Below are 25,317 nucleotides of genomic sequence, written 5' to 3' on the forward strand. Positions count from 1 at the left end.
TGATGAAAAAAACCTTATTTTTAATTGCACCTTTAGCTTTTTATTTTCAAAGCACCCACGCCACTGAAACCACCTCACCCTACTCTGCCAATATCACTGCGGCTAGCCAATACGTTTCTCGCGGTTTTCAACAAACTTGGGGCAAACCAGCCTTACAAGGTGGACTGGATTACAACCATGCCAGTGGTTTTTATGCAGGGACTTGGGCATCCACGGTGAGTGATCATTTTATTCGGGATGCCTCGGTCGAATGGGATGTGTATACCGGCTATAGCCGCAGTTTTGGCGATTTAACTGTCGGCACCAAAGTTGCCTATTACTATTATCCAGGGGCAAAAACCACTGCGGATACCGGCAATACCCGTTTTGATTATGGGGAAATTATCCCTGAGATTAGCTATGGGCCGCTTAGCGTTAAATATGCGATTACCTATACCCAAGATTATTTCGGCAATAATTCGGATACCTTAGGCGTCGGTAACAATAAGCATTCACGTGGTTCGGGGTATTTGGATGTTAATTGGCACCAACCGATTACGCAAGGTTGGTCGGTCGATGCGCATTATGGTAATCAACGCATTAAAAACTTTTCTGCAGCCAGCTTTCAAGATGCCAGTTTTGCCGTCAACAAAGAACTACCCTACAATCTTTCCAGCAGCTTGACCTATAGCAAAGCATGGGATAAAGACGGTTTTTATCAGCAATACAGCAATGGCAATCCCAACGCCAAAGTCTCCAATCCGATTGATTCAACTGTGACCCTGTCATTGACTAAAAGTTTCTAACCCAAGCCAGATGGCATCATCTGACATAAAAAAGCCGCTTGATTGAAAGCGGCTTTTTAGGATCTTGGATATTAAGGCTTGATCAGTTCAATCGTTGAACCTGCACGTTTTGGATCAATCAGAATCTTGGCATGTTGCTCTGGATCACGCAACGCCTCAAAGGCATTACTCACCCCTTCCAAACCGACAACACCTGTAATCAATGGCGAACAATCCACTTTGCCTTCTGCAATCATATGTAGCGTGTCACGGAACTCAAGCGGTGTATAACCCAATACATACTGGATTTCCAATTCCTTATTAATCGCCAAGGCAGGTTCAATCTTGTCGCTTTGCATACAGACCCCCACTCCGACAATACGTGAGAACAGCGGTGCACCTTCCAAGATCTGCTGCATAATCCCAGCCACACCCACGCACTCAAAAATCACCGGACGTTTTGGCAATAACCCAAGTTTATCCCCGACACGCATGGCATTCACCCAAGGTAATGAGTAAGTCTGAACCTTGTCAAAAATCCCCATCCCCATATTAATCGCTTCAGAGACATTACCTAATAAGCCAAGCTCTTTCCAACTGCTAAATGGCGATTGCTGTTTAGGATCAATCAAGATATCTGCGCCACACTGCTCGGCTAAGCGACGACGGTTCGGTGAGAAGTCACTGGCAACCACGGTTTTGACGCCTGCTGCCTTGAGCATAATAATCACACCCAAACCAACGGGACCACAGCCAATCACAATTGCCGGCTCATTTTTTTTGATTCGACTACGACGCACCGCATGTAAGGCAACCGCCATCGGCTCAGTCAGTGCGGCACTGTCTGCATCTAGACCATTCGGCACTTCAAACATCAGACTGGATTGCACCAAGACCTGTTCTGCATAACCACCTGAAGCACTCGGTGACAGTCCGGTCGGCATATAACCTTGCGGATCGACATTTAACAAGGGCATGGCACAAACCAAAGTATCGGCTTTCAATTTACGCCGTGTTTTTGGGCCGTAGTCCAAGACTTTGCCACAGAACTCATGACCAAACACCAGTTTATCCGAGGACTTTGCTACCCCATTAAAGCCGACTCGCGCTGCCAAATCATGCATGTGATCGCAGTGATGTTGCATGTGCAAATCAGAACCACAGATACCGCAACGTACCACTTCAAGTAAGACTTGCCCCTTTGCAGGAACCAATTGAAGGCTGTCTTCCAGTTTTAATTCAGCGTTATGGCAAATCAGAGATTTCATCGAATGCTTTCCTTTTTGTTTTATTCCCATTGTTCACCTTCAGCACGTCGATCCGTTGCTGCACCAAGCAAACAATACATGACTCAATCCTGACAAGGATAATTGTCAAAAACTATGACCTAAACATCAATATATCGCAGCAATAAAGTCAGCAGCTGATCCATTTGAGAATGGTCCCAATGATTAAAAAAAGTTTAAAAAATATTCTCTTTTAACTTCAAATAGATGTATCTATTTTTCTAAATAACTTCCCTATTTTTATTAAAACGATCAAATATAAACCTTGCATTTAATAGTGTCCTTATGCCAATATATATTTACTGGCTTTAAGCCACTATAAAAGAGAAGTTAAAAATGGCGATTCAACTTATGACAGCTCAAGCGAATGTTCCCATCGAGTTTTTGCAGTTTTCAGGTGGTGAACGTCATATTCAACTACAACCTGAGTTATTAAACCAATTAACAGCTGACACTCAGATCAAAGCCTCTCTACAGAACAGCGCAGATGTGATGGATTATCTATTACTGGAAAATGTGTTACTTGAACAAGGCACTCACCTTTCCGTAGAAATCCCTTATTTTCCCTATGCACGTCAAGACCGTATCTGTGCACAAGGTCAGGCCTTCTCACTGGATTTAATGACCAAGTTATTGAATAGCAATAGTGAAAAATTTGCAGGACAGCGTCAGAAAATTGTGGTGTGGGATTGTCATAGCCCAGTGACCCTTGAGTTGTTACGCAAAAATACCAGCTTCCAAACGGTGATCAATATCGAACCGATTGAGATTATCCAGCAAAGCCCTGCATTGATGCAGATTTTAAGCGCCGACAATACGGTATTGATCTGCCCTGATGCAGGTGCAACACAACGCACCCAAGCGATTGCAAACGGTATTAATCCGCAACGCCAACAGGCCATTGAAGTGATTCACTGTGAAAAGAAACGCGATCCAAGCACTGGAAAAATTAGCACAACGGCGGTGGATAGCTCTGATTTGACAGGAAAAACAGCCGTGATTACCGATGATATTTGCGATGGTGGTGCCACCTTTATTGGGATTGCCAAACAATTACGCAGCCTAAACTGCCAAAACATTATTTTGTATGTCACGCATGGCATTTTTAGCAAAGGTCTCTCGGTATTTGATGGCTTGGTCGATCAGGTCTTTACCAGCAATAGCCTGCCACAAGCAGAAGCAAGCAAACTCAACATCATCAATTTTCAAAATTAAGATTTAAAGCAAGAGGCCGATAAAAATGAGTATTAAAATTAACCCACTCAATGCAATTGATTTCTATAAAGCAGATCACCGTCGTCAGTATCCAGTGGGAACTGAATACGTCTATGCCAACTTTACCCCGCGTTCATCACGTTTAGCCAAAATGCTGCCTGACTTTGATGACAAGATTGTGTTCTTTGGTCTGCAAGGCTTTATTAAACATTTTCTGATTGAAACTTGGAATGAGGGCTTCTTCAATCAAGCTAAAGCCAAAGTGGTGGCAGCCTATAAACGCCGTATGGACAACGCTTTAGGTGAAGGTGCGGTGCCGGTCGAGCACATCGAAGCCTTGCACGACCTCGGCTATTTACCATTAAAAATTAAAGCCTTGCCAGAAGGTAGCCGAGTCAATATCAAAGTGCCTGTATTGACCATTATCAATACTGATCCGAATTTCTTTTGGTTAACCAACTATATTGAAACTGTGCTCAGTGCCGAGCTATGGAAAAGCTGTACCACCGCCAGCATTGCCTATGAATACAAACGCTTGTTAACTCAATATGCAGAAAAAACAGGTGCGCCTTTAGATTTTGTTGCGGTTCAAAGCCATGATTTTAGTAGCCGCGGGATGAGTGGGATCTATGATGCAGCCCAATCAGGTGTGGGTCACTTAACCAGTTTTATCGGTACCGATTCAGTTGCTTCCATTGATTATGCAGAAGAATATTACAATGCAACTGGTGTCGTGGGCGTTTCAGTACCAGCCACAGAACACAGTGTGATGTGTATGGGCAGTGAAGAAAGTGAAATCGAGACCTTTAGACGTTTGATCTGTGAACTCTATCCTGCTGGTGTGGTCAGTATCGTTTCAGATACTTGGGATTTCTGGCGTGTGATTACCGAGTTTAGTGTGGAACTAAAAGCAGAAATTTTAAAACGCCAACCAAATGCTCTCGGACTCGCCAAAGTGGTGTTTCGCCCCGACTCAGGTGATCCCGTGAAAATTATCTGTGGCGATCCTGATGCAGAGCGAGATAGTCCCGCTTATAAAGGTGCGGTGCAATGTTTATGGGAAATTTTTGGCGGTACCGAAACAGCGCAAGGCTATAAAGTACTGAATGAGCGGGTTGGCTTAATCTATGGTGACTCGATTACCCTAGAACGTGCCCAAAATATCTTAAAAGGTTTGGAAGCCAAAGGCTTTGCTTCCAATAATCTGGTTTTTGGAATTGGCAGCTATACCTATAACTATTTGACTCGCGATAGCTTTGGTTTTGCTGTAAAAGCCACTTGGGGGCAGGTCAATGGCGTCGGTCGTGAACTGTTTAAAGACCCTGTAACAGATTCAGGTGTAAAAAAATCAGCCAAAGGTCTATTACGGGTTGAACAGACTGAGAATGGTTTTGAGTTATTTGATCAACAAAGCTTTGAGCAGGAGAAGATGGGCGCACTGCAAACGGTATTTGAAAATGGTCAATTGCTAAGAGAATGCTCACTTGATCAAATTCGGGAGAGATTGGTCTAAAGCGATATCAAGATCACTCATTTCAAATTTGAAATTCATCTACGCTACATTGATAGACGGCATGGATGCTGCCTCTTTAACTGTCTTGCACGAAGTTCAAAGTGTTACTTCGAACTTCGCTCAGGATGTACCATCAGCTCATTCAAATCTATAAAAAACCTTTATACTTGATTCACTCATCCATGAGACAACGCCAAATGACCTATACTTCCGAACAGGAATACCTTGCCCACTATCAAAAAACAGACTATGACACGCCTCTGTTTACAGTCGATATGGCAATTTTTTCTGTGGCAAAAGGTCAATTACAAGTCTTAATGATTCAACGCTCCAACTTTCCCGAAAAAGGCAAATGGGCGCTACCGGGTGGCTTTGTCAATTTAAAAACCGATCCAGATTTAATGGCAACGGCGCACCGTAAACTGCTTGAAAAAACAGGGATTCATTCCCCTTACCTAGAACAAGTCGAAACCATTGGCAATCAACATCGTGATCCACGCGGCTGGTCGATTACCGCTTTATATTTTGCCCTGATTGATTTTGACAAATTTGAAATTCAAGCAAGTCACACCACCGAGCATAGTCAATGGCTTCCAATCGATCAGGCATTACAGCTGGATTTAGCCTTTGATCATCAACAGCTACTCCAACTCGCTTATGATCGCCTTGGCAATAAAACCCGTTACACCGCTCTACCCGCCAGTCTCATGCCTGAGTTTTTTACCCTGACCGAATTACAAACCATTTATGAAATTATTTTAGGTCATACATTAGAAAAAAAATCATTTAGACGGCGTATGCAGGAAGCAGGTGCCGTTGAAGAAACAGGGCAGCAAAAAATTGTTGGCAAGCGCCCTGCTCAATTGTTTCGCTATGCACTGGAAAATTATAACTTCACCTTTCCACGTATGCTGGAAACGCCACGCAACAACGCTGAAAATGAAAAGAGCTAAGACATTGCTAGCTTAGCTCCAATTACTGATCGTTTCAGTTTACTTCCACGTTTGACGAATTAAGTCCACCGCTTTTTCAGCAATCATAATGGTCGGTGCATTGGTATTACCATTGACCACAGTTGGCATAATTGAGGCATCAACCACGCGCAAACCTTCAACACCATACACTTTCAGCTCAGGATCGACCACGGCCATCTCATCCACACCCATTTTACAACTGCCGACTGGGTGATACACCGTATCGACACGTTGCCGTAAAACTTCACGGATTTCGTCATCGGTTTTTACACTCGCTGTGAACATATCTTCTTTGATTTTGTCTTGTAAAGCAGGTGCCTGCATCAACTTTTGCGTGACTTTATAACCATCAACCATATCCTGAAGATCTTGCTCATCCTCAAGGAATTTAAAGTCGATCAGCAATGGATCATCCACATTTTTACCACTGAGTTTGACTGAACCACGTGCACGTGGATTCAACAAACAGACGTGACATGAAATCCCGTGTCCCATATGCATGGTACGTGCATGGTTATCTACCACGGCGATCACAAAGTGTAATTGCAAATTTGGTTTATCCAATTCAGGACGGCTCTTTAAGAAACCACCACACTCGGCATAGTTCGTCGTGAGCAGACCACGACGCTCTTTACGGTACAGACCAATCTGTTTAAACAGATCCAGGCTGCCCCCCATTGAAACCCCAAAAGTGCCATCCATCAGTTTAGTTTTATAGGCAAAGATAAAATCTGGGTGGTCATGTAAGTTTTCACCCACTCCCGCAAGCTCTTTAAGCACTGGAATGCCGTGCTTTTCCAGTTCCTGACGTGGACCAATACCAGAAAGCATCAAGATATGCGGTGACTGGAAAGCTCCCGCAGATAGCAACACTTCCTTCTTGGCTTTAACGACTGTGCTCTGACCTTTATGCTTATACTCAACACCTACTGAACGGCCATTTTCAATCACAATGCGTGAAACTTTGGCTTGGGTGATCACATGCAGATTGGGTCGTTTTCCAATATAAGGAAACAAATAACCACGTGCAGCACTCCAGCGCTCACCTTTTTTCTGGGTAACTTGATAAACACCTAAACCTTCTTGTTCAGCACCATTGAAATCATCATTCAGTGGATAACCGACCTGTTTTGCCGCCTCGATGAAAGTTTTCTGATAAGGGTTATCTGAATATAACTCACTAACGTTTAAGGGACCATGCTGACCATGATATTCATTATGAATACGTTCGTTATGCTCTGATTTTTTGAAATAAGGCAGTACATCTTCATACGACCAGCCCATATTACCTAATGCGGCCCAGTGATCATAGTCACTGCGATGCCCACGAATATACACCATGGCATTGACCGCAGAACTTCCACCCAAACATTTGCCACGCGGTTGATAACCTCGACGACCATTCAAGCCTTTTTGTGGAATAGTTTCAAAAGCCCAGTTATTAATTTTAGTGGGAATACTGATGACAGCGGCGGCAGGTGTATTCACAAGCCAACTATTACCCTCCCCACCCGCTTCTAATAAACATACCGAAATATTCGGGTTCTCTGTTAATCGTCCAGCCAGTACCGAACCTGCTGAACCACCACCTATAATTACAAAATCAAAAGCTGTTTCTGTCATCGCTATACTCTGTTTTTTCTTTTTAAAAAGTGGACGCATTATGCCGAACATGGCATTTAAATACTGTTGTAGTTGTCTAACCAATTCATATCAATATAAGCAACTTAACTGCAACGCAATAAAAGCGCAATAGCCAAATCAAGCAATGCTCTTGCAGTAAAAAAGCAATCTTATTTAAAAGCTAACTTAATTTCTCTTTCTCTAATTTTTTCTGTTTCAAATACTCAACATGTTGACGATCTGTTTTCCACGATTGTTCCAATACTTCTTTTTCAATACGACAGCGAATTCTTTTCTGTTTCATGGGGCTGATCACCTCCTCATTGAAACTTTTCACATATTTCAGCCAAGCCTTACCTCGAAACACATTTTCAGGCATTTCTGTTTTAAAGTCACTGCGAGGCGTAAAAACAATAACCGAGTGCAAATATTGTAGATCTAACACGTCATTTAGCACCATCTCTAGTACTTTGCTATGTTTGTAATTCTGATGTAAAGGATTTTGAAATTTATAGCTTTTCTTATAGATCTTTTGCGTCCATTGTTTTTGTCGAACACCACCAAAAATCCACCCCGTATAGTTCTTCGCTTCTATAATAAAAACCCCATAAGGACTTATTAAAATATGATCAATTTGAGTTGTGCCTTGCTCGCCATCAGGCGATCGTCACATTGTTGAATAACATGTACTCCTCTCCTAATCCCTTTTCTACGTGAGCCTTAACCATCAACTCTCCTATTCTCCCCTTAAAATATGATGATTTCAAATAAGTGATAATAGAAAGAATAATAATGAAAAACATAAAATATAAAAGCATATTCCTCCCCCCAGTAATTTTAAATTTAATTTATTAAGAACAAAAAAGATCTAAAATTTTAAAATATATTTTATTAATATTCACTTAATTATTTATATTTTTATATTCATTATAAATTAAAATCAAACCACCCATAAAGATAAAAAACAGACCTAACAGCTTTAATCCATCTATTTTTCTAATTTGCATTCCTAGAAGTCCAGTACTATCAATAATCGTTGCAAAGAGCATTTGTCCTAAGAAAACCCATAACAATGTATTTGTTGCTCCTATTTGAGGAGCTGCAAGAAACATACAAAGAATATAAATAGAGCCAAGAAAACCTGGAAACCACATCCACCATGAGGCTTGTTGGTATAATAGAGGTTTAATTGTACCATCAACGATTAATGCGATAATTAGTGATGCAATTGCTCCACCAACATAAAGCACAAAAGTTGATTGAATTTGAGAAGCACCACTTGTATTTCGAAAAGTATTTACCATTGCGAGCTGTAATGGAACGATCACACCTCCCAATATGCTAATCATAATATAACTCATATTATGCATGGTCATTTTCTCTTTTTTATTTTGATTTAATCATATCGCAAATACCTAGCTTAACTCACCATTTTAGCCACTTCCTCTTAACACATCAGGACAATGTTTGCATTCCACTTTACTTTGAATAGCTAAACCAAGTAAATAAACCATTTATTAGTTTTATTAAAACAAATTTTTTAAATAACTGAAGATTATTTACTGGATAAAATAATGAAGGCACTCATCACCAAAGGTTGTCATACAGACCACGGTGGCATAGTACAAGAAGCGGATAACACCTTTCTCGTCGAAGGGATTCCTGTACACGTAGAAGGCATGAGACACTATTGCCCCAAATGCCAAGTGATGGCTACAGCTCAATCCTCAGGCAAAGGCTTTTTAATGGCAGGCACTAGAACAATTATTATGGCAGGTGACAAAGCCACTTGCGGTGCAACTTTTTTCCCGAATCAAAGCCTTGTGGTGAGAGATAACGGAATCGGTGCAGGCGCGAATAGTTCATCCGCTGTTAGCAACTTTCTCAATACCAGTAGCCCTCAAGTTTTTGATGAGCAAGTTGCAGCTGAGTTTAGTTTTGCCGAAGGTATGCCCTACTTGATCGAAACAACTGACGGTAAAATCTTTCAAGGCACAATTGGCGCTGATGGGAAACTGCCAAGGATTGAAACCGAGGGACATGCTTCTTATAAACTCTATTTAGGCGAAGAAGCACTCACCAAGCGTGGTGGTGATGCCAGTTAATCAATCGGGGACGGTTAAAACAAATCCCAAACGAGGTTCTGTTGCTGCTTGTAGTATGGTCGGTATTGTGCCAATAACATTTAAGGAGCTATGGACAAGCTATGTTAAGGGTACGCCGTATACAGTAAAGGGAGATATTCCAAAGGGCTTTGAAAACCAGTGTGCAATTCGTATGAGTGCAACGCTACATAAAGTTGGCGTTAAAATGAACACATTTTCGCAGAATAATATCAAACCAGAAGGCAAAGCCCCTTCCCTTGGGCGCATTCTCCTTAATGGTATGGCTACAGCTACACGCGCCAACGAAATGTCGAAATGGCTTGAAACCCGTCCTGTTTGTGGGATTGGTCCAGCACAGAATATTACAGGAGTCAATTGGAAGGATAAAATTAAGGGCAAAACAGGGATCATATTCTTTGGAGACTATTGGCAACGAGATGGGGAGAGTTCAGATGCTGCTAGTGGAGGACATATTGATTTATGGAATAAAACAACAATGACACCGAATCTAGCTTCCACAATACGATTTACACTCGGTATAGACAGCCTCGATTTTTACTTTTACCAATTATCTGATTTGAGCAAGGCGAAGAAGATAATATTTTTTGAGGTGAAATAATGAGATATGTATCTGCAATTTTAAGTGTAATTATCGCTTTCATATTGTCCGTTTTAGCTCAAAGCTCAATGCACAAAATGACAGGGCGTTATTATGCTGTTGAACATGCATCTGGCACATTCAGTTATATGTATTTTGGAATAATCATGCTTACACCTTTTTTTGGACTGTTAATCGGTTGGAAATATTGGACTAGCAAACGTATTTCATTTCTGTGGTTCTTCCCAATCTATTTTATTGTAATGTACTTATTTCATTGGTACTCAGCTGTATATGCAGGTTATCCCTTCTTTTCATAATTCTGAAATGAGAAAATATTCTTAATAGAGTAAATAATGAAGAAAATAATTTACCCAATTTTAAGTATCATCCTTGTAATAATTATTTTTTTGGGACTACCTCTAATCTATGAATTTATGATTCCTAATTCATCTGTATGTTCCGAAGGGTGCGATCCAATATTTAGGAAATTTGTATTTGTATTTGGCCTTATAAGTTTAATCATAGCACCCACACTTGGTTATTTATTAGCAAAAAAAACTGTTAATCGTAAAAATATTTATTTCTTTCTTACCTTCTATTTAATGATTTATTTAGTCATTGTTTGGTACAGCACAGGTTATGGCTACGGACTCAATTTAAGCTATTAAATGGATGACTCTTTAAAAAAGAATGAATAAATTTTTATATATTTGCATTGGAATCATAGTAACTTTTGTTCTGATGATCATAGTCCCTAATTTGTATTTAACTATTATTGACAGAGATACTTGTCGGGAGGGATGTAGTCGAGCATACAATGATTTTTGTTTGTGGGTATTTCTTATATCAATTTTCTTTGGAGCTGCTTTAGCCTATCTAAAAAGTCTTAAAAAAATTTCATATAAAAGCATATTTTTCTGGGCAATTTTATTTTCAATCATTTGTATAGCAACAACATGGTACGGTCTAGATTATGGATATGGAAAAACCTAAGTTATTAATTTTGAGGTCAAATGATAAAAAAGATTATATACCCTATCTTAGGTCTCATCATTATCATTGTTTTGATGCAACTTTCGCATGAAATTTTTATTAACTTACTAAAACATAAAAGGCCATGTATAGAAGGTTGCAGTGGTTCATTTAAGAACTTTTTAATGATCTACACTTGGTTTTGGTTCATCTTAAGCATGTTGACTGGTTACCTTATAGCGGCCAAAAAAGCGAGCCATAAACTCATCATGATCTTAGTTCTTATATTTGTAATCTCTACATTTATCGTGAATTGGTACGCCTCGACCTATGGCTACGGACTCAATTTAAGCTATTAAATTCAAAAAATCCAGACGTAAAAAAACCGCTAACTTAGCGGTATTTTATCTCATCTTTTAAGATGATGGTCGGAGCAGTAGGATTCGAACCTACGACCCCCTGGTCCCAAACCAGGTGCACTACCAGGCTGTGCTATGCTCCGAAATTGGGGTGAATGACGGGATTCGAACCCGCGACAACTGGAATCACAATCCAGGGCTCTACCAACTGAGCTACATCCACCATCAAAACTTTGATTCTATATACCAAGCTGCCAAATGGCGCGCCTGACAGGATTCGAACCTGTGACCATCCGCTTAGAAGGCGGATGCTCTATCCAACTGAGCTACAGGCGCATAACGATGATAATACTATCACGATACTTCGCCGATATTTAAAACTATGTTTTTCAACATATTTTAAATGGTCGGAGCAGTAGGATTCGAACCTACGACCCCCTGGTCCCAAACCAGGTGCACTACCAGGCTGTGCTATGCTCCGATTTCTTTTCAGCTTTTAGTGTATCGCACATCGTGCGGTACGGTGTGCATTCTAGGCGCGACGCCCTAGAACGTCAACACCTATTTTCCAAAAAACTAATAAATCCTTATCAAATGTATATTTAACAAGCATTTTCAGACATTTTAGCGTTTCAAAGAAGCACTAAAGTTCAACATTCGATCTAAGGGTAATTTCGCGCGTTCAGCTAAGGCTGGATCGACGTGTATTTCTTGATCAGCATGCTGCAATACATGCAAAATACCATCCAATTCGTTCATTGCCATCCACGGACAATGTGCACATGAACGACACGTTGCACCCTCACCTGCAGTTGGTGCTTCAAATAATTCTTTATCTGGTGCGGCTTGCTGCATTTTATAGAAAATGCCGCGATCTGTTGCCACGATCATTTGTTTATGCGGCAAGGTCTGTGCTGCTTTAATCAATTGCGAGGTACTTCCCACCGCATCAGCAATATCTACCACTGATTCAGGTGACTCAGGATGAACCAATACCGCAGCATCTGGGTAAAGTGCTTTCATTTGTGCAATACCACGCGCACGGAATTCTTCATGCACGATACATGCGCCATCCCACAACAACATTTCAGCGCCAGTTTTCTTTTGAATATAGCGGCCTAAATGCTGATCTGGTGCCCAAATAATTTTTTCGCCCAAACTGTCCAAGTGCTCAATGATCTCCACCGCACAGCTTGAAGTCACGACCCAATCGGCACGTGCTTTTACAGCCGCCGAGGTATTGGCATACACCACCACGGTATGATCAGGGTGCTGATCACAGAATGCAGTGAACTCATCGACAGGACAGCCCAAATCGAGTGAACAGGTTGCTTCTAGGGTTGGCATCAATACGGTTTTTTCAGGGGATAAGATTTTTGAAGTTTCGCCCATAAACTTCACGCCTGCCACCACAAGCGTTGTTGCAGGATGATCACGACCAAAACGCGCCATTTCCAATGAATCAGAAACACAGCCACCTGTCAGTTCGGCAAGCTCTTGCACTTCCGGATCACAGTAATAGTGAGCCACAAGCACTGCATTGCGTTTTTTCAACTCTGCTGCAATTTGGGCAAACTTTTCTTGTTTCACTTCTGGGCTAAGGCTATTGTCCTTTGGCTCGCCCAAACGATCTAAATGCGCCTGCACAATATTTTTGGCTTCGTTCGCAATTAAATTCGCATCATTCATAAAACGTCTTCTCTATCCTGCGTGCTTGCATCACTGCAAACTTTTAACGTGGGTAATGGCGTGATCATTTGGGAAAAATCACCTCATCCACAAACTAGCTTATAAAAAAAGCCCCACTGTGGAGGCTTTATTATAACGCAAATTTATGAGCGATAATCGGCATTAATTTTGACATAGTCGTAAGAAAAGTCACAGGTATAAACCGTATCTTTTGCTGTACCACGACCGAGGTCAATACGAATGCTAATTTCCTTCTCAGCCATGACGGCTGCGCCCGCTTCTTCGGTATAGTCTGGGTTTGCACCACCATCCAAGCAGATTTGTACATCACCAAGCCAAACTTGAACTTTGCTGCTATCTAGGTTTGGCACACCCGCTTTACCAATCGCCATCACAATACGACCCCAGTTTGGATCTGAAGCGAATAAAGCAGTTTTAATGAGTGGCGACTCGGCAACGCTATAGGCCACATCACAACATTCTTGGGTATTGGCTCCGCCTTCGACCTGTACCGTAATGAACTTGGTTGCACCCTCACCATCACGTACAATCAATTGCGCCAAACGATTCATGATACGTGCAAGCACATCGAGCACTTGTTGATAACGTGCATCGTCTTGGTTCTGGATTTCAGCACCGCCAGCTAGACCCGTTGCGACAAAGATACAAGAGTCATTGGTCGAGGTATCGCCATCAATGGTAATGCGGTTAAAAGAGTGCTCAACCGTGGTTTGCAGTAAACGCTGTACCAGTTCAGTACTAATCGGAGCATCAGTTGCAACAAAACTGAGCATGGTCGCCATATTCGGACGAATCATGCCTGCACCTTTGCTGATTCCCGTCATGGTATAGGTCACACCATCCAGCTCAAACTGTTCAGATGCACCTTTTGGTGTGGTATCGGTAGTCATGATGCCTGATGCCGCATCCGCCCAACGATCGGCATTTAAATCATTTAATGCAGGCTGAATGCCTTGTACTAAACGTTCAATTGGGAGTTGCTCACCAATCACGCCAGTTGAAAACGGTAAAATCTGATTGGCTTGAACACCAGTTAGCTCAGCCAACTTTGCACAAGTCGCCTCTGCATTTTGATAACCAACTGTTCCTGTTGCAGCATTGGCATTACCCGTGTTGATGATCAGGAAACGTGGGGTATTTTCTGCCAAATGCTTTTTACTCAATTGAACAGGTGCAGCAGCAAAGGCGCTTTGGGTAAATACCCCTGCAACCTTTGAGCCTTCGGCAAATTCAAAAATAACTAAATCTCGTCGATTTGGATAACGTACATACGCCTCAGTTGAGCCAATTTTTACACCCTGCACCACATGCATAAGTGGCATAGTTACGTCACCAACAGCCATTTTTAAACTTCCATTCAATTTGTTATGAAAAAGAAAATGAATACATACCCTATATATGAGACTCGGAAAGGTCATCTACAACCTGGGTGGTATTTGTAATATCCCGTTTCTGCGATAGATAAAACAAATGCAACAAGTGAACAGGTTTTGTAGATGACAATGCCTTTGGTTACTTTGGGTGAAACCAAAGTAACTCGAACCGAAGGTTATTCCTAATATTGAATTACACTAAGCAAGACACCGCCTCGCGAATAACTGAGTTACGGTTCAAGTCATAAAATATGTCGATTCATATCTGTTAAGTAGCTTATTCCAAAAAGAAATGAAAATCGAGTATTAACACTACAGATTATGGAATTTGGCTTTGCTCTAAACTCAGTAAAATCTGCTTCTTATCCAAACCACCTGCAAAACCAACTAATGCGCCACTCGACCCAATCACCCGATGACACGGCGCAATAATCGAAATCGGATTCTTACCATTGGCTGCCCCAACCGCACGCACCGCTTTTTCATTACCCAACTGAACGGCAATGTCTTTATAACTGCGTGTTTCCCCATAAGGAATGCTCAATAAAGCCTGCCAAACCTGTTGCTGAAATGCAGTGCCTTGAAAATCCAAAGGTAAATCAAACTGCTGACGTTGCCCAGCAAAATACTGTTCTAATTGTTGTTTAACTCGATGCAGCATCGGATGCTGACGATCTTCTACCAGTTCAGAAAGCCGCACCCGTTTATGGTCTTCATTGTCCCACATCACGGCGACCAGTGCCTGATCGTGAGCAACCAGCTTTAATGCACCCACAGGAGAATCCATGTACATATAGACCAGTTGCATCACACTCTCCTCAACCATTAATTTGATGATAACTTCATCAATACAAGACCTGAAACGATTAATACCGCTGCGATCATACGCATAGCCGTCATCGGTTCATTCAAGATCAAAATGCCAACAACAAACGATCCAATTGCACCAATTCCCGTCCAGATGGTATAGGCCGTTCCAAGTGGAAGTGTCCGCATCGACATGGAAAGTAATACCACACTTAAAATCATGAAAACAATGGTCACGATACTTGGCGTTAACTTGGTAAATCCTTCAGACATCTTCATGGAATATGCCCAAATCACTTCAAAAATACCTGCCAAAATTAGAATTGCCCATGCCATTTTATTACGCTCAACTTTATCGATTGTCGGGTCGTCCCAACGTGATTATTTCGAGGGAGGTCGTCCTCCTAGGTGCAGCAGTGTACTGTAAAACATGAAAATTATGTGATTTGTTCTGTATCTAAAATCACTAAAACATTGAAAAAATTAGTCTTCTATTAAAATACATTACTGCCAGATAATCTGATCGACCCGCATCAGCTCACATGAGCCATTACCTGTATCTTCTCGAGATAAAGAACTCTTCCAGCGCCAGCCATCTTGGCTCTGAATCTCAATCAGAGAACCCTTTAAATATACCAAGTCATCTTGTTTAATTTTTTTCATTTGTGCTGCAATTGTGGAATTGGCGGGAACCAGATGCATATTGGCACTATGTGTTGCAATCTGCCGCAGTGGAATGGGTGGCTCGTGATCGACAGACCAACGATACCAACGGTTACTTTGGGAAATATCAATCTGTTTGTAAACCTGAGGATTGGCCATTTCACCCCAACCTACCGCAATATCCATAGGAGAAAACTCAGCTTCACGCCCTAAGTGATAGTCTTCTCTTGAAAGCACGCGAAATGAACCCTCATAATTTTCCAGTGCCACAACCTGCACGCCTTGCTGAGTCGTAATCTGACTAATATCAGGTGTAGGCTTAATCCATTTTGTCCACAGCATCCAGCCGAGTGCAATCACCAGCAAGCCATACATCCATCTCGGCATGTTATTGATCCTGTTTATTTCTCAAGGCTTTTACCCATTGCTTAAATCGCGCTAAAGCAGTTGAAAAAAACTGTTGAATCAGGCTGAAGACATTTTCATCTTGCTGATATTTATTCTGAGCGACTGGTGGTTTAGAGGTCGCTAGTTCCATCGGTTCATAATGCGGCATGGTTTGTTGTAATTCCGCACCAAGATTCAAACGCTGTAATGCGGCAGTCACCTCAGCAATCGAGTCCTGATGATAGAGGGCTAAATGGCGTGCTTCTAAATCAATACAGTGTTCAATGAGTTGATCTGAAAAAGGCAATAATGCTTTTCTTACGCGCTGCTCTTCTACAGCACTACTCATATGAGGAATATAGTAAAAACTCACATTCATACTGCCATCGGCAGGAATCAACTCAAGCTGAGAAGCCGACAAACGTTGAGATTTTTCTCGCAAGTTAGTCGATGCGTTTAGTTTATCTATTATTGGATTGTCTTGTTGTTCTAAAGCCATTTATGCACCATGAATGACTCAAAAAAGATACTGTTAGTATAAACCAACAGTATCTCGAAAAAATGACATTTTAAGTAAAATATCAGAACTTTAGCGATAGACCTGCACCATAGACCCAACCTGTTTTGGAGTCACTGGCCGTTTGCCAATTGGTTTCTTTACGCCCGTTGCTATAACCATAGCCGACATCGATAAAAGGCATCACTCGATTCTTGACGATTTCATAGCGAGTTTTGATCCCCACTTCTGCATCAGCAAGGCCTGTTTTAGCGGCATACTTGGATTCATCCCTCAGTACCCATTCCATTTCCAGATATGGCTGCAGGATCAACTTTTGAGTCAGCAACAAATCTCGTTCAGTTTCCAATACAAAGCGCCATTGTTGGTCTTGCCCAACATACAGATGTGCATCTGTTTCAAAGAAATACTGCGCCATGCCGTGAAAACCGACGACACCCTCAAATTGTTCCTTATCCACCTCACGCTCAGGGTTATAGCTGTAATTTACTCCAGCTTGCACATCCCAGAAATCTGCAATATTCCGACTGTATAGCGCAGCCAGACTTTGCTCCGATTTCTCTGACTCGGCCTTGGCATAGTCCGCAATGATGAATAATTTATTTTCATCGGTTCCCACCCAAGTTTTTAACTTGGACTTGAGCGTGCCCTGCCCATCTTCATCAAGTAGCCATTGTGTATCTAACTGCGTCGACTGATAAATCTGTCCGCCATGCTCCTTATAATGGTCAGCATGTCCATCTTGATTCTGCGTTTGAGCGGAAATGCTTGGGCTTTGATGCTGTGAATGGTCCATCGGCATCGATGCATTCATTGTCATGTTCTGCTGTGCTGACATATCCATTTGCATCGAGTGATCATGTCCTTCATGTGCATAGGCCAATGCACTGAAAGAAGAGACAATGCCGCCAATCGCCAGTAATTGTGTATAACGTTTCATCTTAGAAGATTGCTTAGTGATGTGCATGGCTCGCTCCTTGAGATGATTGAACTGGTGTTGTTGGTGCTGCTTTGCTGTCATCCACATTGGCGACAATTAACTTACTCATCATACCCGCACTCATGTGATACAACAGATGACAATGGATCGCCCATTCACCGATTTCATCCGCAGTCAGTAAAGCCGTAACCGTCTTGCCTGGTGGTACAATCAAGGTATGTTTATTTGGCATATCTTGAGGTGCCTGACCATTTTCCAGCTGCATAAACATGCCATGTAAATGCATCGGATGCGCCATCATACTGTCATTGACAAATTTGAGTCGGATACGCTCACCATAACGCACAGTTAAAGGCTTGAAGTCAGGATCACTAAATTTCTTGCCATCAATGGTCCAAATATAACGCTCCATGGTTCCACCCAAACGAATCACCACTTCACGTTCCGCAGGGCGACTATAGCTCTCAGGCTGTGGCTTTAATGATTGCAAATCTGCATAACTTAACGCTTTATGGCCTGCTGGTGTTGCCGCATTAGCCCAGCCCTGCACAGTATCCGTGTTTGATGTGTCCGTAGTCGCAGCTGATTGATGCTGGCTATGGTCCATATTGCTCATATCCATTTGAGCATGTGCACTATGATCCATAGCGGGCTGTGAAGTTGCTGCCGTCTTCGCCTTGTCTTGCGGCATCTGATGCTGGCTATGATCCATATTCGCCATATTCATCTGCTGGTCTGATCCAGTATCCATTTTGCCCATATTCATTTGAGCATGTGCACTATGATCCATAGCGGGCTGTGAATTTGCTGCAGCCTTCGCCTTGTCTTGCGGCATCTGATGCTGGCTATGATCCATCTTGCCCATATTCATTTGACCATGTGCACCATGATCCATACCCATATCTTCCATGGTTAATAAAGCACGTGGACGCGCTTTAGGGATCTGAACCTTTTGCGTATTGGGCGTCATGCTATTGTGTAATGCACCAATAGCAAAGCCTGTACGGTCAATCGACTCTGCTTCAATTTGATAATGGGCCTGTTTTGGTTCAACCAATACATCATAAGTTTCGGCTGTTCCAATACGGAATTCATCCACAGGAACAGGTTTCACGGGCTGGCCATCGGCACTGACCACGGTCATTTTTAAATTGGGAATACGCACATCAAAGAAAGACATTGCTGAAGCATTGATAAAACGTAAACGTACTTTTTCACCCGCGTTAAAAGCACCGGTCCAGTTTTGTTGTGGTGTCTGACCATTGACCAAGAAGGTATAACCGTCTACATCGCCCATGTCAGTTTTGGCCATACGCATCTGATTCCATGCAGAACGGTCTTGCCACGTAGCTTTTAAACCCTGCGTTTTAACCTGTTTCCAGACATCACCCAATGTTTCACGATGGTTTTGGTAATATTCAGCAGACTTTTTCAAATTCGCCATGATCTTGTCACTTTCCGTTTCATGGAAATCCGACAACATCACCACATAATCACGTTCAGCTTTCTCATGTGCAGCAACAGGTTGCTTGCCTTTTGGATAAATCACCAACGCGCCATACAAACCATCTTGTTCCTGCCCTTTACTATGTGCGTGATACCAATAGGTCCCGTTTTGACGTACCTTGAAACGGTACTCAAAACTGCCATTCGGCTTAATTCCTTGGAAACCATTAAAACCTGGTACACCATCCATCAATCCAGGCAACAGCAGTCCATGCCAATGCAAAGAGGTATCTTGATTTTTGAGTTGGTTATGCACATGAATGACCGCTTCATCACCCTCTTCAAACTCTAAGAGCGGGGCGATAAATTTACCGTTTACGGTAATACGTTTGACGGGCTTGCCAGTAACATTCACCATCCCTTCATTAATATTCAGATGATATTCTTTAATTGCAGCCAAAGTATAAGGCGCAAACAATAGGCTTAAGCTAGCGACAACACCAGCATATAGTTTTGAAGACATGATAATTTCCTAATCTGTTAACTTTTCAAATTGCTCTGTTCATGGATAGAAAGAGCCGAGTAAAGACAGATCAGGCTTTAGGAGGGCGTAAAATCTCTTGCCAATAACCAGCAAGATGTCGAGCTTGATAGTCCGTATTGGTACGGGTACTCAACTCTAAAAATGGTAAAGATGCTAAACTTGGGCTGTTTTGATCTAAGCCCAGATTTATGCTTTGACAATGTGAGGTACTATTGCAGTCCAGACAATGTTGATCGCTATGCATTTTCCCATCATGGCACTGTGCTGAACTCAGTGAGTCACTTTTCGAACTTGGCATCTGATGATGTTGATCCATCATTTGCTGATCGTGACATGCCATCGCTGGAATTGTAGTTGAAGTATTTTGATCGGATTGAATCGCTTGAACAGCAGCAACAGCCACACCACTTCCCCCGATGAAAAATATCATCAGGAATACAAACCACAGGCGTTTGTATCGCTTAAGAAGTTGCACTTATGTTCCTTATTCCAATCATCAAAAAATTACTTAATGTGCCTAGGATAATTTCTTTTGCAGTTATGCACAATCATCTTTGTGTTTGAATTTCGATAATTCCACCCAAATCCCGCTGTAAACTGCTGTTTTATCGAGCTAAACGGCACATCAATAAGCATGAGCAAAAATAAAGCAAAATGAATAAGTTAATGCACAAAAAAAGGACAGAAAATTGTCCTTTTTTCATTATTTTGTTGTGAATATAAACAACTGAAATCATTTTGTTTATTTTAACAACATCTTATCCACCTGCTTATCAACACGGTTATCCACCGAGTTATAAACAAAGTTATCCACAAGTTTATGTGAATAATAGAATGAAAATACTAAACTTCTTTTGCACCAACTTGTGCCAACTCTGCACGCATTTGATCAATCACCGTTTTATAGTCAGGCTGACCAAAAATTGCTGAGCCTGCAACAAACATATCTGCACCTGCTTCCGCGATTTCACGAATATTGGCTGGTCCTACACCACCATCCACTTCTAAACGGATATCACGACCACTGGCATCAATAATTTGACGGGCTTGACGTAATTTTTCCAACGTCATTGGAATGAATTTTTGCCCACCAAACCCTGGGTTTACACTCATCAATAGAATTTGATCGACTTTATCCAATACATAATCAAGATAGTGCAACGGGGTTGCTGGATTGAACACTAAGCCTGCTTTAGCTCCACCGGCCTTAATCAACTGTAACGAGCGATCAATATGATCCGTTGCTTCTGGGTGGAAGGTAATAATGTCCGCACCTGCTTCCAAGAAATCACCGATCATACGATCAACAGGTGAAACCATCAGATGCACATCAATCGGCGCTTTGATGCCATAGTTTTTCAGTGCCTTACATACCCCTGCACCAAAAGTCAGGTTAGGTACATAGTGGTTGTCCATCACATCAAAATGTACAACGTCTGCGCCCGCAGCTAGAACTTTCTCTACATCTTCACCTAAACGTGCAAAATCAGCAGATAAAATCGAAGGCGCAATTAAATAAGGCTTGGACATGGACGACCTGGCAAACTCTAAGAAAATAATGCAAGGATTATAGCAAATTTAGCGAACTTAAGTCTGTTACAAAGTCATTATTAGGACATTGCAAACTTGCAACAACGCGTTGCATCTGAACTATTTTTATCTTTTCTCAGCTTTGCTATGGTATGGAGTGAAATAAGAGGATGTCTAAAACATGAACAGTACGACTCAAATCACAACCACTGAAGGAAAACGAATCAGTAAGCGCTTACTGAACCATTGGAAACATAAATTTGAAGTCTTGGAAACCGAAACCCATTCAAAAATTTTTATGCCGACGGCTACGGTGACACTTACACCACAGGAACAACATTTGGCTGTACTGATTGAAAATCAACAAGAAGATGTAGCGCGTCTAGAACAGGTGGTACTGGATCATTTAAACCGTATGGCACAACAGGAATTTGTTGCTGAATGGCAGCATAGTTAAAAAACTGAAAAGTGTTAAATCAGCGGGCAGATCAGTATTTCAATTCAATCTGTCTGCTTAAAATTAAAAATAGTATTTTGTTTTGGATATCATGTACGCCTTAAATAGGGAAAGCATATGAATAAAAAAATTTCATCCGTCATGCTAATGACGGCAATCATCAGCCTAACGAGCATCGGTTGTAGTAAAAAACCAGAAAAGCATGAGGCAGCCGAAACAAATACTGCGACAACAGAACATCAATCAGTTGAAGCACAAACAAAAACCGATAGCTTCAGTATCGATCAAATTCCGATTTCGAATGTTGAACTTGGAGATTTGCCATTTATTCAACTCCCTAAAGGGTATCATTTTGCGCATCAATCCACTGAAAACTTCGCTCAAATGGAATTTTGGGTCGGAGGCAAACTTGAGAAAGTTGAGGGTAAACTTTTCAATGGACGAATCGATGCGGAAGAGAATAACCAAGAAACCTCTTTCTTGGAATTACAGCGTAATTTGGATGCGGTTATTAGCGACTTAGGTGGGAAAAAAATTACAGACAGTAAAATCCCGACAGAGCTTGCTAGCCAACTTTCAGAAAAATATGGCGTAGCTTATGTCGATGGATTAGGAGATATTTATAACAATCCGACACAAAGCTATGTGATTCATCAGAATCATCGAGATATCTGGTTTCAAATCACTCAAAGTGGACGCTCAGCGGGTTTATTGGTCTTAGAAACCCGACCAGTAGAAATAACTGCTAAAGCCCTGTCTGCAAATCAGTTAAAAGCAGCTTTAGATCAAAACAATAAAGTTGATATACAGATTAATTTTGAAACAGATAAAGCCACATTACTAGCAAACTCACATGAACAAATCACCCAAATACTGAACTTATTAAAAAGTGATGATGCGCTCAAGCTTGAAATTAATGGCTATACCGATAACTCAGGTGAGTCCGCACATAATTTGAAACTCTCTCAGGCAAGAGCTCAAACTGTCGTCAAAGCATTGACCGATGCAGGCATAGATCCATCCCGTTTAAAGGCGCAAGGCTTTGGTGATACCAAACCGGTTTCCAGTAATGAGAGTGAAGAAGGTAAAGCCAAAAACAGAAGAGTCGAATTAGTAAAATTATAATGCTCTAACAAATTAGGGGCTGTTGGCATTTCGGCTATGCCTTATGTTATAGGCTCAAACAACAGCCCCTAAGCAGAACCTTTCGGTTGTTAATTTTTTTCTAATTGAATCGCATGAAACTGTAAGTGATCATCGATAAAACTTTGTATGAAGTAATAGCCGTGATCATAGCCTTTGTGTTGGCGTAAAGTCAGGTGTTGCCCTGCATCCAGACAAGCTTGCTTAAACTTTTCTGGGTTCAGTTGCGCATAGAACTGATCATCCAAACCTTGATCAATTAAAATTTCATCAAATACACTGCCCTTTTGCTGAACCAAAGCCGTCGCATCATGTGCGAGCCATTGTTGTTGATCAGCACCTAAATATTGGGCGAATGCTTTTTCACCCCAAGGACAAATACTCGGTGCGCAAATTGGCGCAAACGCCGAAACCGATTTAAATTGCTCTGGATATTTAAAGGCCAAGGTCAGAGCGCCATGTCCACCCATCGAATGCCCGAAAATACCGATTTGGTTTTCGATCACAGGCAACTCTTGCAAGACATGTGCATAGAGTTCATCAACCAGATAGGACTCCATTTGATAATGCGCTGCCCAAGGCTGTTGCGTTGCATTGAGATAAAAGCCAGCACCCTGACCAATATCCCAGTGATCACCTTGAGCCACATCATCTCCACGCGGAGAAGTATCGGGCGTAATCAAAATCAGACTTAATCGAGCAGCCATTCGTTGTGCATGTGCTTTGATGGCAAAGGTTTCTTCGTTACAGGTCAATCCTGCAAGATAAAACAAAGCTGAACACGGTTTCCCCGCTAAAGCAGCAGGAGGCAAATAAACGCCTACCTTAGTGCTTCCCTTTAAATGTTGAGATTCCAGCTGATAAATACGTTGCTCACCCTCAAAACAGCGGTTTTTTTGCAGTAGCTGCATGTTCATCATCCTGTGTTTTAGTTATATCTGTTGATGCGATATTCTGAGTTGGAAATAAATAGGGCTCAAGCTGTGGCAGCATCAGCTCCATATTCCGCCCGATCGCCCACTGGGGTTCAGAAGGTTCTACGCCCTGTGCAATTTCCCATTTAGTCACGGTTTGTTTGGCTTGCTCAAATGCGGTTTTCATTGAATATTGTTCGCGCATCGCCAAATCAAAGAACGCTCGACCAAAATAAGTATAATCTGCTTCATTATTACAGCCAAACGAGGTTTTATCTGCAGCAGAAGCCGTAATAATTAAAGTATCGGGTGACTGTAATGCAGGAATAAAACTGCCTGAATAACAGGCTGAAATCACAATCACACGCCAGCGAATCCCCGATTTATCCAAGGTTTCTCTTAACCATTTTGGATCTACCTGATCTAAATCCAAGGGTGCATTTTCAATTTCAAAATGATTACGCTCACCATGCGAAGTCATATACAGAAACAAGACATCACTATCCCGATTCATCTGCTGACCAATACGGCGTAAAGCTAACTCCATACTGGTTTTAGAGGCAATTGGGACCTCTAAACGTGTCGCAGGATTATTAATCAGCATAATCGAGCGCCCGAAGGTTCCAAAACGCGTATCGAACTGTTCTCTTATTCGCTCAATTTCAGATTTAAATACATCCACATAGCTATCACCGGCCACCCCCATAAAATACCAATGGCTTTTGGCGATATCCCCATATTGAATTTGATCCAGCGCTTTATCCAATAAATGGCTTTGCGCATAAAAAGCATCTTCAGCAAAGCTTGGTGGAGTTTCTTCCACTTTCCAAATCGGCTGGTCTTTCACTGAAAGTTGCCAAACTACCATGGTGGCGATCGTGGCCACAAAGACCAAGGCACGTTCCCACCAGGGCCAATTCAAGGCACGTGAAAAAACCCAAATCACAGCCAAACTTTGCCAAACAAAGAGGCCAACAAATAAGGGCGGCAGGAAGCCGTTATAAATACTGTCAGGAATGAAATTGAGATAGCCGTTTGAACCCAAATACTGAATGATGCATTGCAACAGTAGAATATTGGTATCTAGCACCAACCATAATAAGGCAGGCACCAGCATCAGACGCGGCTGATTCATGCGCTGCGAAAGGAAAATACCAACAATCAGCGCAATAAACGGCCAAAGCGCATAACCAATCAGACCTTGGGAGTTAAACTCTCCGACTTGTCCAGCCACCAACCAGCTATACAAAGAGTTGGTACATCCTCCGAGAATTCCCCAAATAATCAGTTGGGTAATCGAGGGATGAACGACCTGTAAGGAACGACGTGACCCGAGGAACAACCACATTCCAGCAATTTGGTTACTTTTAAAATCATGCCAGATATTAATAGAGGGTTTGAGGTCGATCATAAAATTCTTCGGGAGTTTCTCTTTTCAAGCCTAAACTGAAAATATGCCATTCTAATGATTGAA

23 protein-coding genes, 4 tRNA genes and 1 pseudogene are annotated in these 25,317 nt (G+C 41.8%); 8 read left to right on the forward strand and 20 right to left on the reverse strand.

Annotated elements, in window-relative coordinates; genetic code table 11:
• The first annotated feature begins 2 nt into the window (after nt 1-2).
• Nucleotides 3-785 (forward strand): TorF family putative porin, encoded by a 783-nt coding sequence (locus tag F993_RS06690; protein ID WP_004655495.1) that lies wholly within the window; start codon nt 3-5, stop codon nt 783-785.
• Between the two features lie 71 nt (nt 786-856).
• Here the strand turns inward: F993_RS06690 and F993_RS06685 are convergent, their stop codons facing one another.
• Complete coding sequence (locus F993_RS06685) at nt 857-2,032, reverse strand: zinc-binding dehydrogenase (RefSeq protein ID WP_004655497.1); 1,176 nt, start codon at nt 2,030-2,032, stop codon at nt 857-859.
• A 354-nt stretch (nt 2,033-2,386) separates the two neighbouring features.
• Here F993_RS06685 and F993_RS06680 point away from each other — a divergent pair, with 354 nt between their 5' ends.
• From F993_RS06680 to ntrR, 3 genes are all read left to right on the forward strand, one after another.
• Nucleotides 2,387-3,265 carry a phosphoribosyltransferase family protein gene (locus F993_RS06680; RefSeq protein WP_004655499.1) on the forward strand — a complete coding sequence of 293 codons (879 nt, stop codon included), beginning with the start codon at nt 2,387-2,389 and terminating at the stop codon, nt 3,263-3,265.
• Between the two features lie 25 nt (nt 3,266-3,290).
• A complete protein-coding gene (locus tag F993_RS06675) occupies nt 3,291-4,778 on the forward strand; it encodes a nicotinate phosphoribosyltransferase (protein ID WP_004655502.1) in 1,488 nt (495 codons plus the stop codon).
• Between the two features lie 197 nt (nt 4,779-4,975).
• Nucleotides 4,976-5,731 carry an ADPR responsive transcriptional repressor NtrR gene (gene ntrR, locus F993_RS06670; RefSeq protein ID WP_004655504.1) on the forward strand — a complete coding sequence of 252 codons (756 nt, stop codon included), beginning with the start codon at nt 4,976-4,978 and terminating at the stop codon, nt 5,729-5,731.
• Nucleotides 5,732-5,770: 39 nt separating this feature from the next.
• On the opposite strand, the gene F993_RS06665 is transcribed toward ntrR, so the two are convergent.
• From F993_RS06665 to F993_RS06660, 3 genes and pseudogenes are all read right to left on the reverse strand, one after another.
• Nucleotides 5,771-7,375 (reverse strand): GMC family oxidoreductase, encoded by a 1,605-nt coding sequence (locus F993_RS06665; RefSeq protein ID WP_004655506.1) that lies wholly within the window; start codon nt 7,373-7,375, stop codon nt 5,771-5,773.
• A gap of 181 nt (nt 7,376-7,556) precedes the next feature.
• Nucleotides 7,557-8,193, reverse strand: a pseudogene (locus F993_RS0119780) (nuclease-related domain-containing protein).
• 84 nt (nt 8,194-8,277) lie between these two features.
• Complete coding sequence (locus F993_RS06660; RefSeq protein WP_004655513.1) at nt 8,278-8,745, reverse strand: DMT family transporter; 468 nt, start codon at nt 8,743-8,745, stop codon at nt 8,278-8,280.
• Between the two features lie 204 nt (nt 8,746-8,949).
• Between F993_RS06660 and F993_RS06655 the strand changes: the two genes are divergently transcribed.
• Complete coding sequence (locus F993_RS06655) at nt 8,950-9,480, forward strand: PAAR domain-containing protein (RefSeq protein WP_004655515.1); 531 nt, start codon at nt 8,950-8,952, stop codon at nt 9,478-9,480.
• The gene (locus tag F993_RS06650) at nt 9,470-10,099 is read left to right on the forward strand and encodes a type VI secretion system amidase effector protein Tae4 (RefSeq protein ID WP_004655517.1); all 630 of its coding nucleotides are present in this window, start codon (nt 9,470-9,472) and stop codon (nt 10,097-10,099) included. Before F993_RS06655 ends, F993_RS06650 begins: the two co-directional genes overlap by 11 nt.
• A 1,379-nt stretch (nt 10,100-11,478) precedes the next feature.
• Here the strand turns inward: F993_RS06650 and F993_RS06630 are convergent.
• The 14 genes from F993_RS06630 to rpe form a co-directional block, all read right to left on the reverse strand.
• A tRNA-Pro gene (locus F993_RS06630) sits at nt 11,479-11,555 on the reverse strand.
• A 4-nt stretch (nt 11,556-11,559) separates the two neighbouring features.
• A tRNA-His gene (locus F993_RS06625) sits at nt 11,560-11,635 on the reverse strand.
• A 36-nt stretch (nt 11,636-11,671) separates the two neighbouring features.
• Nucleotides 11,672-11,748 (reverse strand) — tRNA-Arg (locus F993_RS06620).
• A gap of 68 nt (nt 11,749-11,816) precedes the next feature.
• Nucleotides 11,817-11,893, reverse strand: a tRNA-Pro gene (locus F993_RS06615).
• A gap of 143 nt (nt 11,894-12,036) precedes the next feature.
• Nucleotides 12,037-13,101 (reverse strand): quinolinate synthase NadA, encoded by a 1,065-nt coding sequence (gene nadA, locus F993_RS06610; protein WP_004655525.1) that lies wholly within the window; start codon nt 13,099-13,101, stop codon nt 12,037-12,039.
• A 143-nt stretch (nt 13,102-13,244) separates the two neighbouring features.
• On the reverse strand, nt 13,245-14,465 hold the full coding sequence (gene argJ / locus F993_RS06605; protein WP_004655528.1) for a bifunctional glutamate N-acetyltransferase/amino-acid acetyltransferase ArgJ: 1,221 nt from the start codon (nt 14,463-14,465) through the stop codon (nt 13,245-13,247).
• A gap of 349 nt (nt 14,466-14,814) precedes the next feature.
• Nucleotides 14,815-15,303, reverse strand: a complete 489-nt coding sequence (locus tag F993_RS06600) for a methylated-DNA--[protein]-cysteine S-methyltransferase (RefSeq protein WP_004655530.1) — start codon at nt 15,301-15,303, stop codon at nt 14,815-14,817.
• A gap of 17 nt (nt 15,304-15,320) precedes the next feature.
• On the reverse strand, nt 15,321-15,638 hold the full coding sequence (locus F993_RS06595; RefSeq protein WP_004655532.1) for a DMT family transporter: 318 nt from the start codon (nt 15,636-15,638) through the stop codon (nt 15,321-15,323).
• Nucleotides 15,639-15,806: 168 nt separating this feature from the next.
• Nucleotides 15,807-16,352 (reverse strand): hypothetical protein, encoded by a 546-nt coding sequence (locus tag F993_RS06590; RefSeq protein WP_004655534.1) that lies wholly within the window; start codon nt 16,350-16,352, stop codon nt 15,807-15,809.
• Nucleotide 16,353: 1 nt separating this feature from the next.
• Nucleotides 16,354-16,851 carry a hypothetical protein gene (locus F993_RS06585; RefSeq protein ID WP_004655536.1) on the reverse strand — a complete coding sequence of 166 codons (498 nt, stop codon included), beginning with the start codon at nt 16,849-16,851 and terminating at the stop codon, nt 16,354-16,356.
• A gap of 82 nt (nt 16,852-16,933) precedes the next feature.
• The gene (locus tag F993_RS06580) at nt 16,934-17,836 is read right to left on the reverse strand and encodes a copper resistance protein B (RefSeq protein ID WP_004655539.1); all 903 of its coding nucleotides are present in this window, start codon (nt 17,834-17,836) and stop codon (nt 16,934-16,936) included.
• Entirely contained in the window at nt 17,823-19,778 is a 1,956-nt protein-coding gene (locus F993_RS06575; protein WP_004655540.1) for a multicopper oxidase domain-containing protein, read from the reverse strand. The genes F993_RS06580 and F993_RS06575 overlap by 14 nt, the downstream gene beginning before the upstream one ends.
• 70 nt (nt 19,779-19,848) lie before the next feature.
• Nucleotides 19,849-20,274 (reverse strand): hypothetical protein, encoded by a 426-nt coding sequence (locus F993_RS06570; RefSeq protein ID WP_004655543.1) that lies wholly within the window; start codon nt 20,272-20,274, stop codon nt 19,849-19,851.
• Nucleotides 20,275-20,642: 368 nt separating this feature from the next.
• Complete coding sequence (gene rpe / locus F993_RS06565) at nt 20,643-21,329, reverse strand: ribulose-phosphate 3-epimerase (RefSeq protein ID WP_004655545.1); 687 nt, start codon at nt 21,327-21,329, stop codon at nt 20,643-20,645.
• Nucleotides 21,330-21,510: 181 nt separating this feature from the next.
• On the opposite strand from rpe, the gene F993_RS06560 reads away from it, so the two are divergent.
• Nucleotides 21,511-21,786: a DUF2218 domain-containing protein gene (locus tag F993_RS06560; RefSeq protein ID WP_004655547.1), complete on the forward strand. Its 276-nt coding sequence runs from the start codon at nt 21,511-21,513 to the stop codon at nt 21,784-21,786.
• Nucleotides 21,787-21,903: 117 nt separating this feature from the next.
• Nucleotides 21,904-22,911: an OmpA family protein gene (locus F993_RS06555; protein ID WP_004655549.1), complete on the forward strand. Its 1,008-nt coding sequence runs from the start codon at nt 21,904-21,906 to the stop codon at nt 22,909-22,911.
• 89 nt (nt 22,912-23,000) lie between these two features.
• Here F993_RS06555 and fghA read toward each other — a convergent pair whose 3' ends face one another.
• Entirely contained in the window at nt 23,001-23,840 is an 840-nt protein-coding gene (fghA, locus tag F993_RS06550) for an S-formylglutathione hydrolase (RefSeq protein WP_004655551.1), read from the reverse strand.
• Nucleotides 23,809-25,254, reverse strand: coding sequence for a C13 family peptidase (locus F993_RS06545; protein WP_004655554.1), 1,446 nt, complete (start codon nt 25,252-25,254; stop codon nt 23,809-23,811). Before F993_RS06545 ends, fghA begins: the two co-directional genes overlap by 32 nt.
• Nucleotides 25,255-25,317 lie beyond the last annotated feature (63 nt).

Origin of the sequence: Acinetobacter proteolyticus, from assembly GCF_000367945.1 — a bacterium.
GTDB classification, from domain to species: Bacteria; Pseudomonadota; Gammaproteobacteria; order Pseudomonadales; family Moraxellaceae; genus Acinetobacter; species Acinetobacter proteolyticus.

What these genes read in the sequence shown, in the direction of transcription:
- F993_RS06680 (WP_004655499.1), top strand. Translation starts at nt 2,387, where the DNA reads ATGGCGATTCAACTTATGACAGCTCAAGCGAATGTTCCCATCGAGTTT.
- nadA (WP_004655525.1), bottom strand. Translation starts at nt 13,101, where the DNA reads ATGAATGATGCGAATTTAATTGCGAACGAAGCCAAAAATATTGTGCAG.
- F993_RS06600 (WP_004655530.1), bottom strand. Translation starts at nt 15,303, where the DNA reads ATGCAACTGGTCTATATGTACATGGATTCTCCTGTGGGTGCATTAAAG.
- F993_RS06575 (WP_004655540.1), bottom strand. Translation starts at nt 19,778, where the DNA reads ATGTCTTCAAAACTATATGCTGGTGTTGTCGCTAGCTTAAGCCTATTG.
- F993_RS06585 (WP_004655536.1), bottom strand. Translation starts at nt 16,851, where the DNA reads ATGGCTTTAGAACAACAAGACAATCCAATAATAGATAAACTAAACGCA.
- rpe (WP_004655545.1), bottom strand. Translation starts at nt 21,329, where the DNA reads ATGTCCAAGCCTTATTTAATTGCGCCTTCGATTTTATCTGCTGATTTT.
- F993_RS06545 (WP_004655554.1), bottom strand. Translation starts at nt 25,254, where the DNA reads ATGATCGACCTCAAACCCTCTATTAATATCTGGCATGATTTTAAAAGT.
- F993_RS06595 (WP_004655532.1), bottom strand. Translation starts at nt 15,638, where the DNA reads ATGGCATGGGCAATTCTAATTTTGGCAGGTATTTTTGAAGTGATTTGG.
- F993_RS06650 (WP_004655517.1), top strand. Translation starts at nt 9,470, where the DNA reads ATGCCAGTTAATCAATCGGGGACGGTTAAAACAAATCCCAAACGAGGT.
- F993_RS06655 (WP_004655515.1), top strand. Translation starts at nt 8,950, where the DNA reads ATGAAGGCACTCATCACCAAAGGTTGTCATACAGACCACGGTGGCATA.
- ntrR (WP_004655504.1), top strand. Translation starts at nt 4,976, where the DNA reads ATGACCTATACTTCCGAACAGGAATACCTTGCCCACTATCAAAAAACA.
- F993_RS06665 (WP_004655506.1), bottom strand. Translation starts at nt 7,375, where the DNA reads ATGACAGAAACAGCTTTTGATTTTGTAATTATAGGTGGTGGTTCAGCA.
- argJ (WP_004655528.1), bottom strand. Translation starts at nt 14,465, where the DNA reads ATGGCTGTTGGTGACGTAACTATGCCACTTATGCATGTGGTGCAGGGT.
- F993_RS06580 (WP_004655539.1), bottom strand. Translation starts at nt 17,836, where the DNA reads ATGCACATCACTAAGCAATCTTCTAAGATGAAACGTTATACACAATTA.
- F993_RS06560 (WP_004655547.1), top strand. Translation starts at nt 21,511, where the DNA reads ATGAACAGTACGACTCAAATCACAACCACTGAAGGAAAACGAATCAGT.
- F993_RS06590 (WP_004655534.1), bottom strand. Translation starts at nt 16,352, where the DNA reads ATGCCGAGATGGATGTATGGCTTGCTGGTGATTGCACTCGGCTGGATG.
- fghA (WP_004655551.1), bottom strand. Translation starts at nt 23,840, where the DNA reads ATGCAGCTACTGCAAAAAAACCGCTGTTTTGAGGGTGAGCAACGTATT.
- F993_RS06555 (WP_004655549.1), top strand. Translation starts at nt 21,904, where the DNA reads ATGAATAAAAAAATTTCATCCGTCATGCTAATGACGGCAATCATCAGC.
- F993_RS06675 (WP_004655502.1), top strand. Translation starts at nt 3,291, where the DNA reads ATGAGTATTAAAATTAACCCACTCAATGCAATTGATTTCTATAAAGCA.
- F993_RS06660 (WP_004655513.1), bottom strand. Translation starts at nt 8,745, where the DNA reads ATGCATAATATGAGTTATATTATGATTAGCATATTGGGAGGTGTGATC.
- F993_RS06685 (WP_004655497.1), bottom strand. Translation starts at nt 2,032, where the DNA reads ATGAAATCTCTGATTTGCCATAACGCTGAATTAAAACTGGAAGACAGC.
- F993_RS06690 (WP_004655495.1), top strand. Translation starts at nt 3, where the DNA reads ATGAAAAAAACCTTATTTTTAATTGCACCTTTAGCTTTTTATTTTCAA.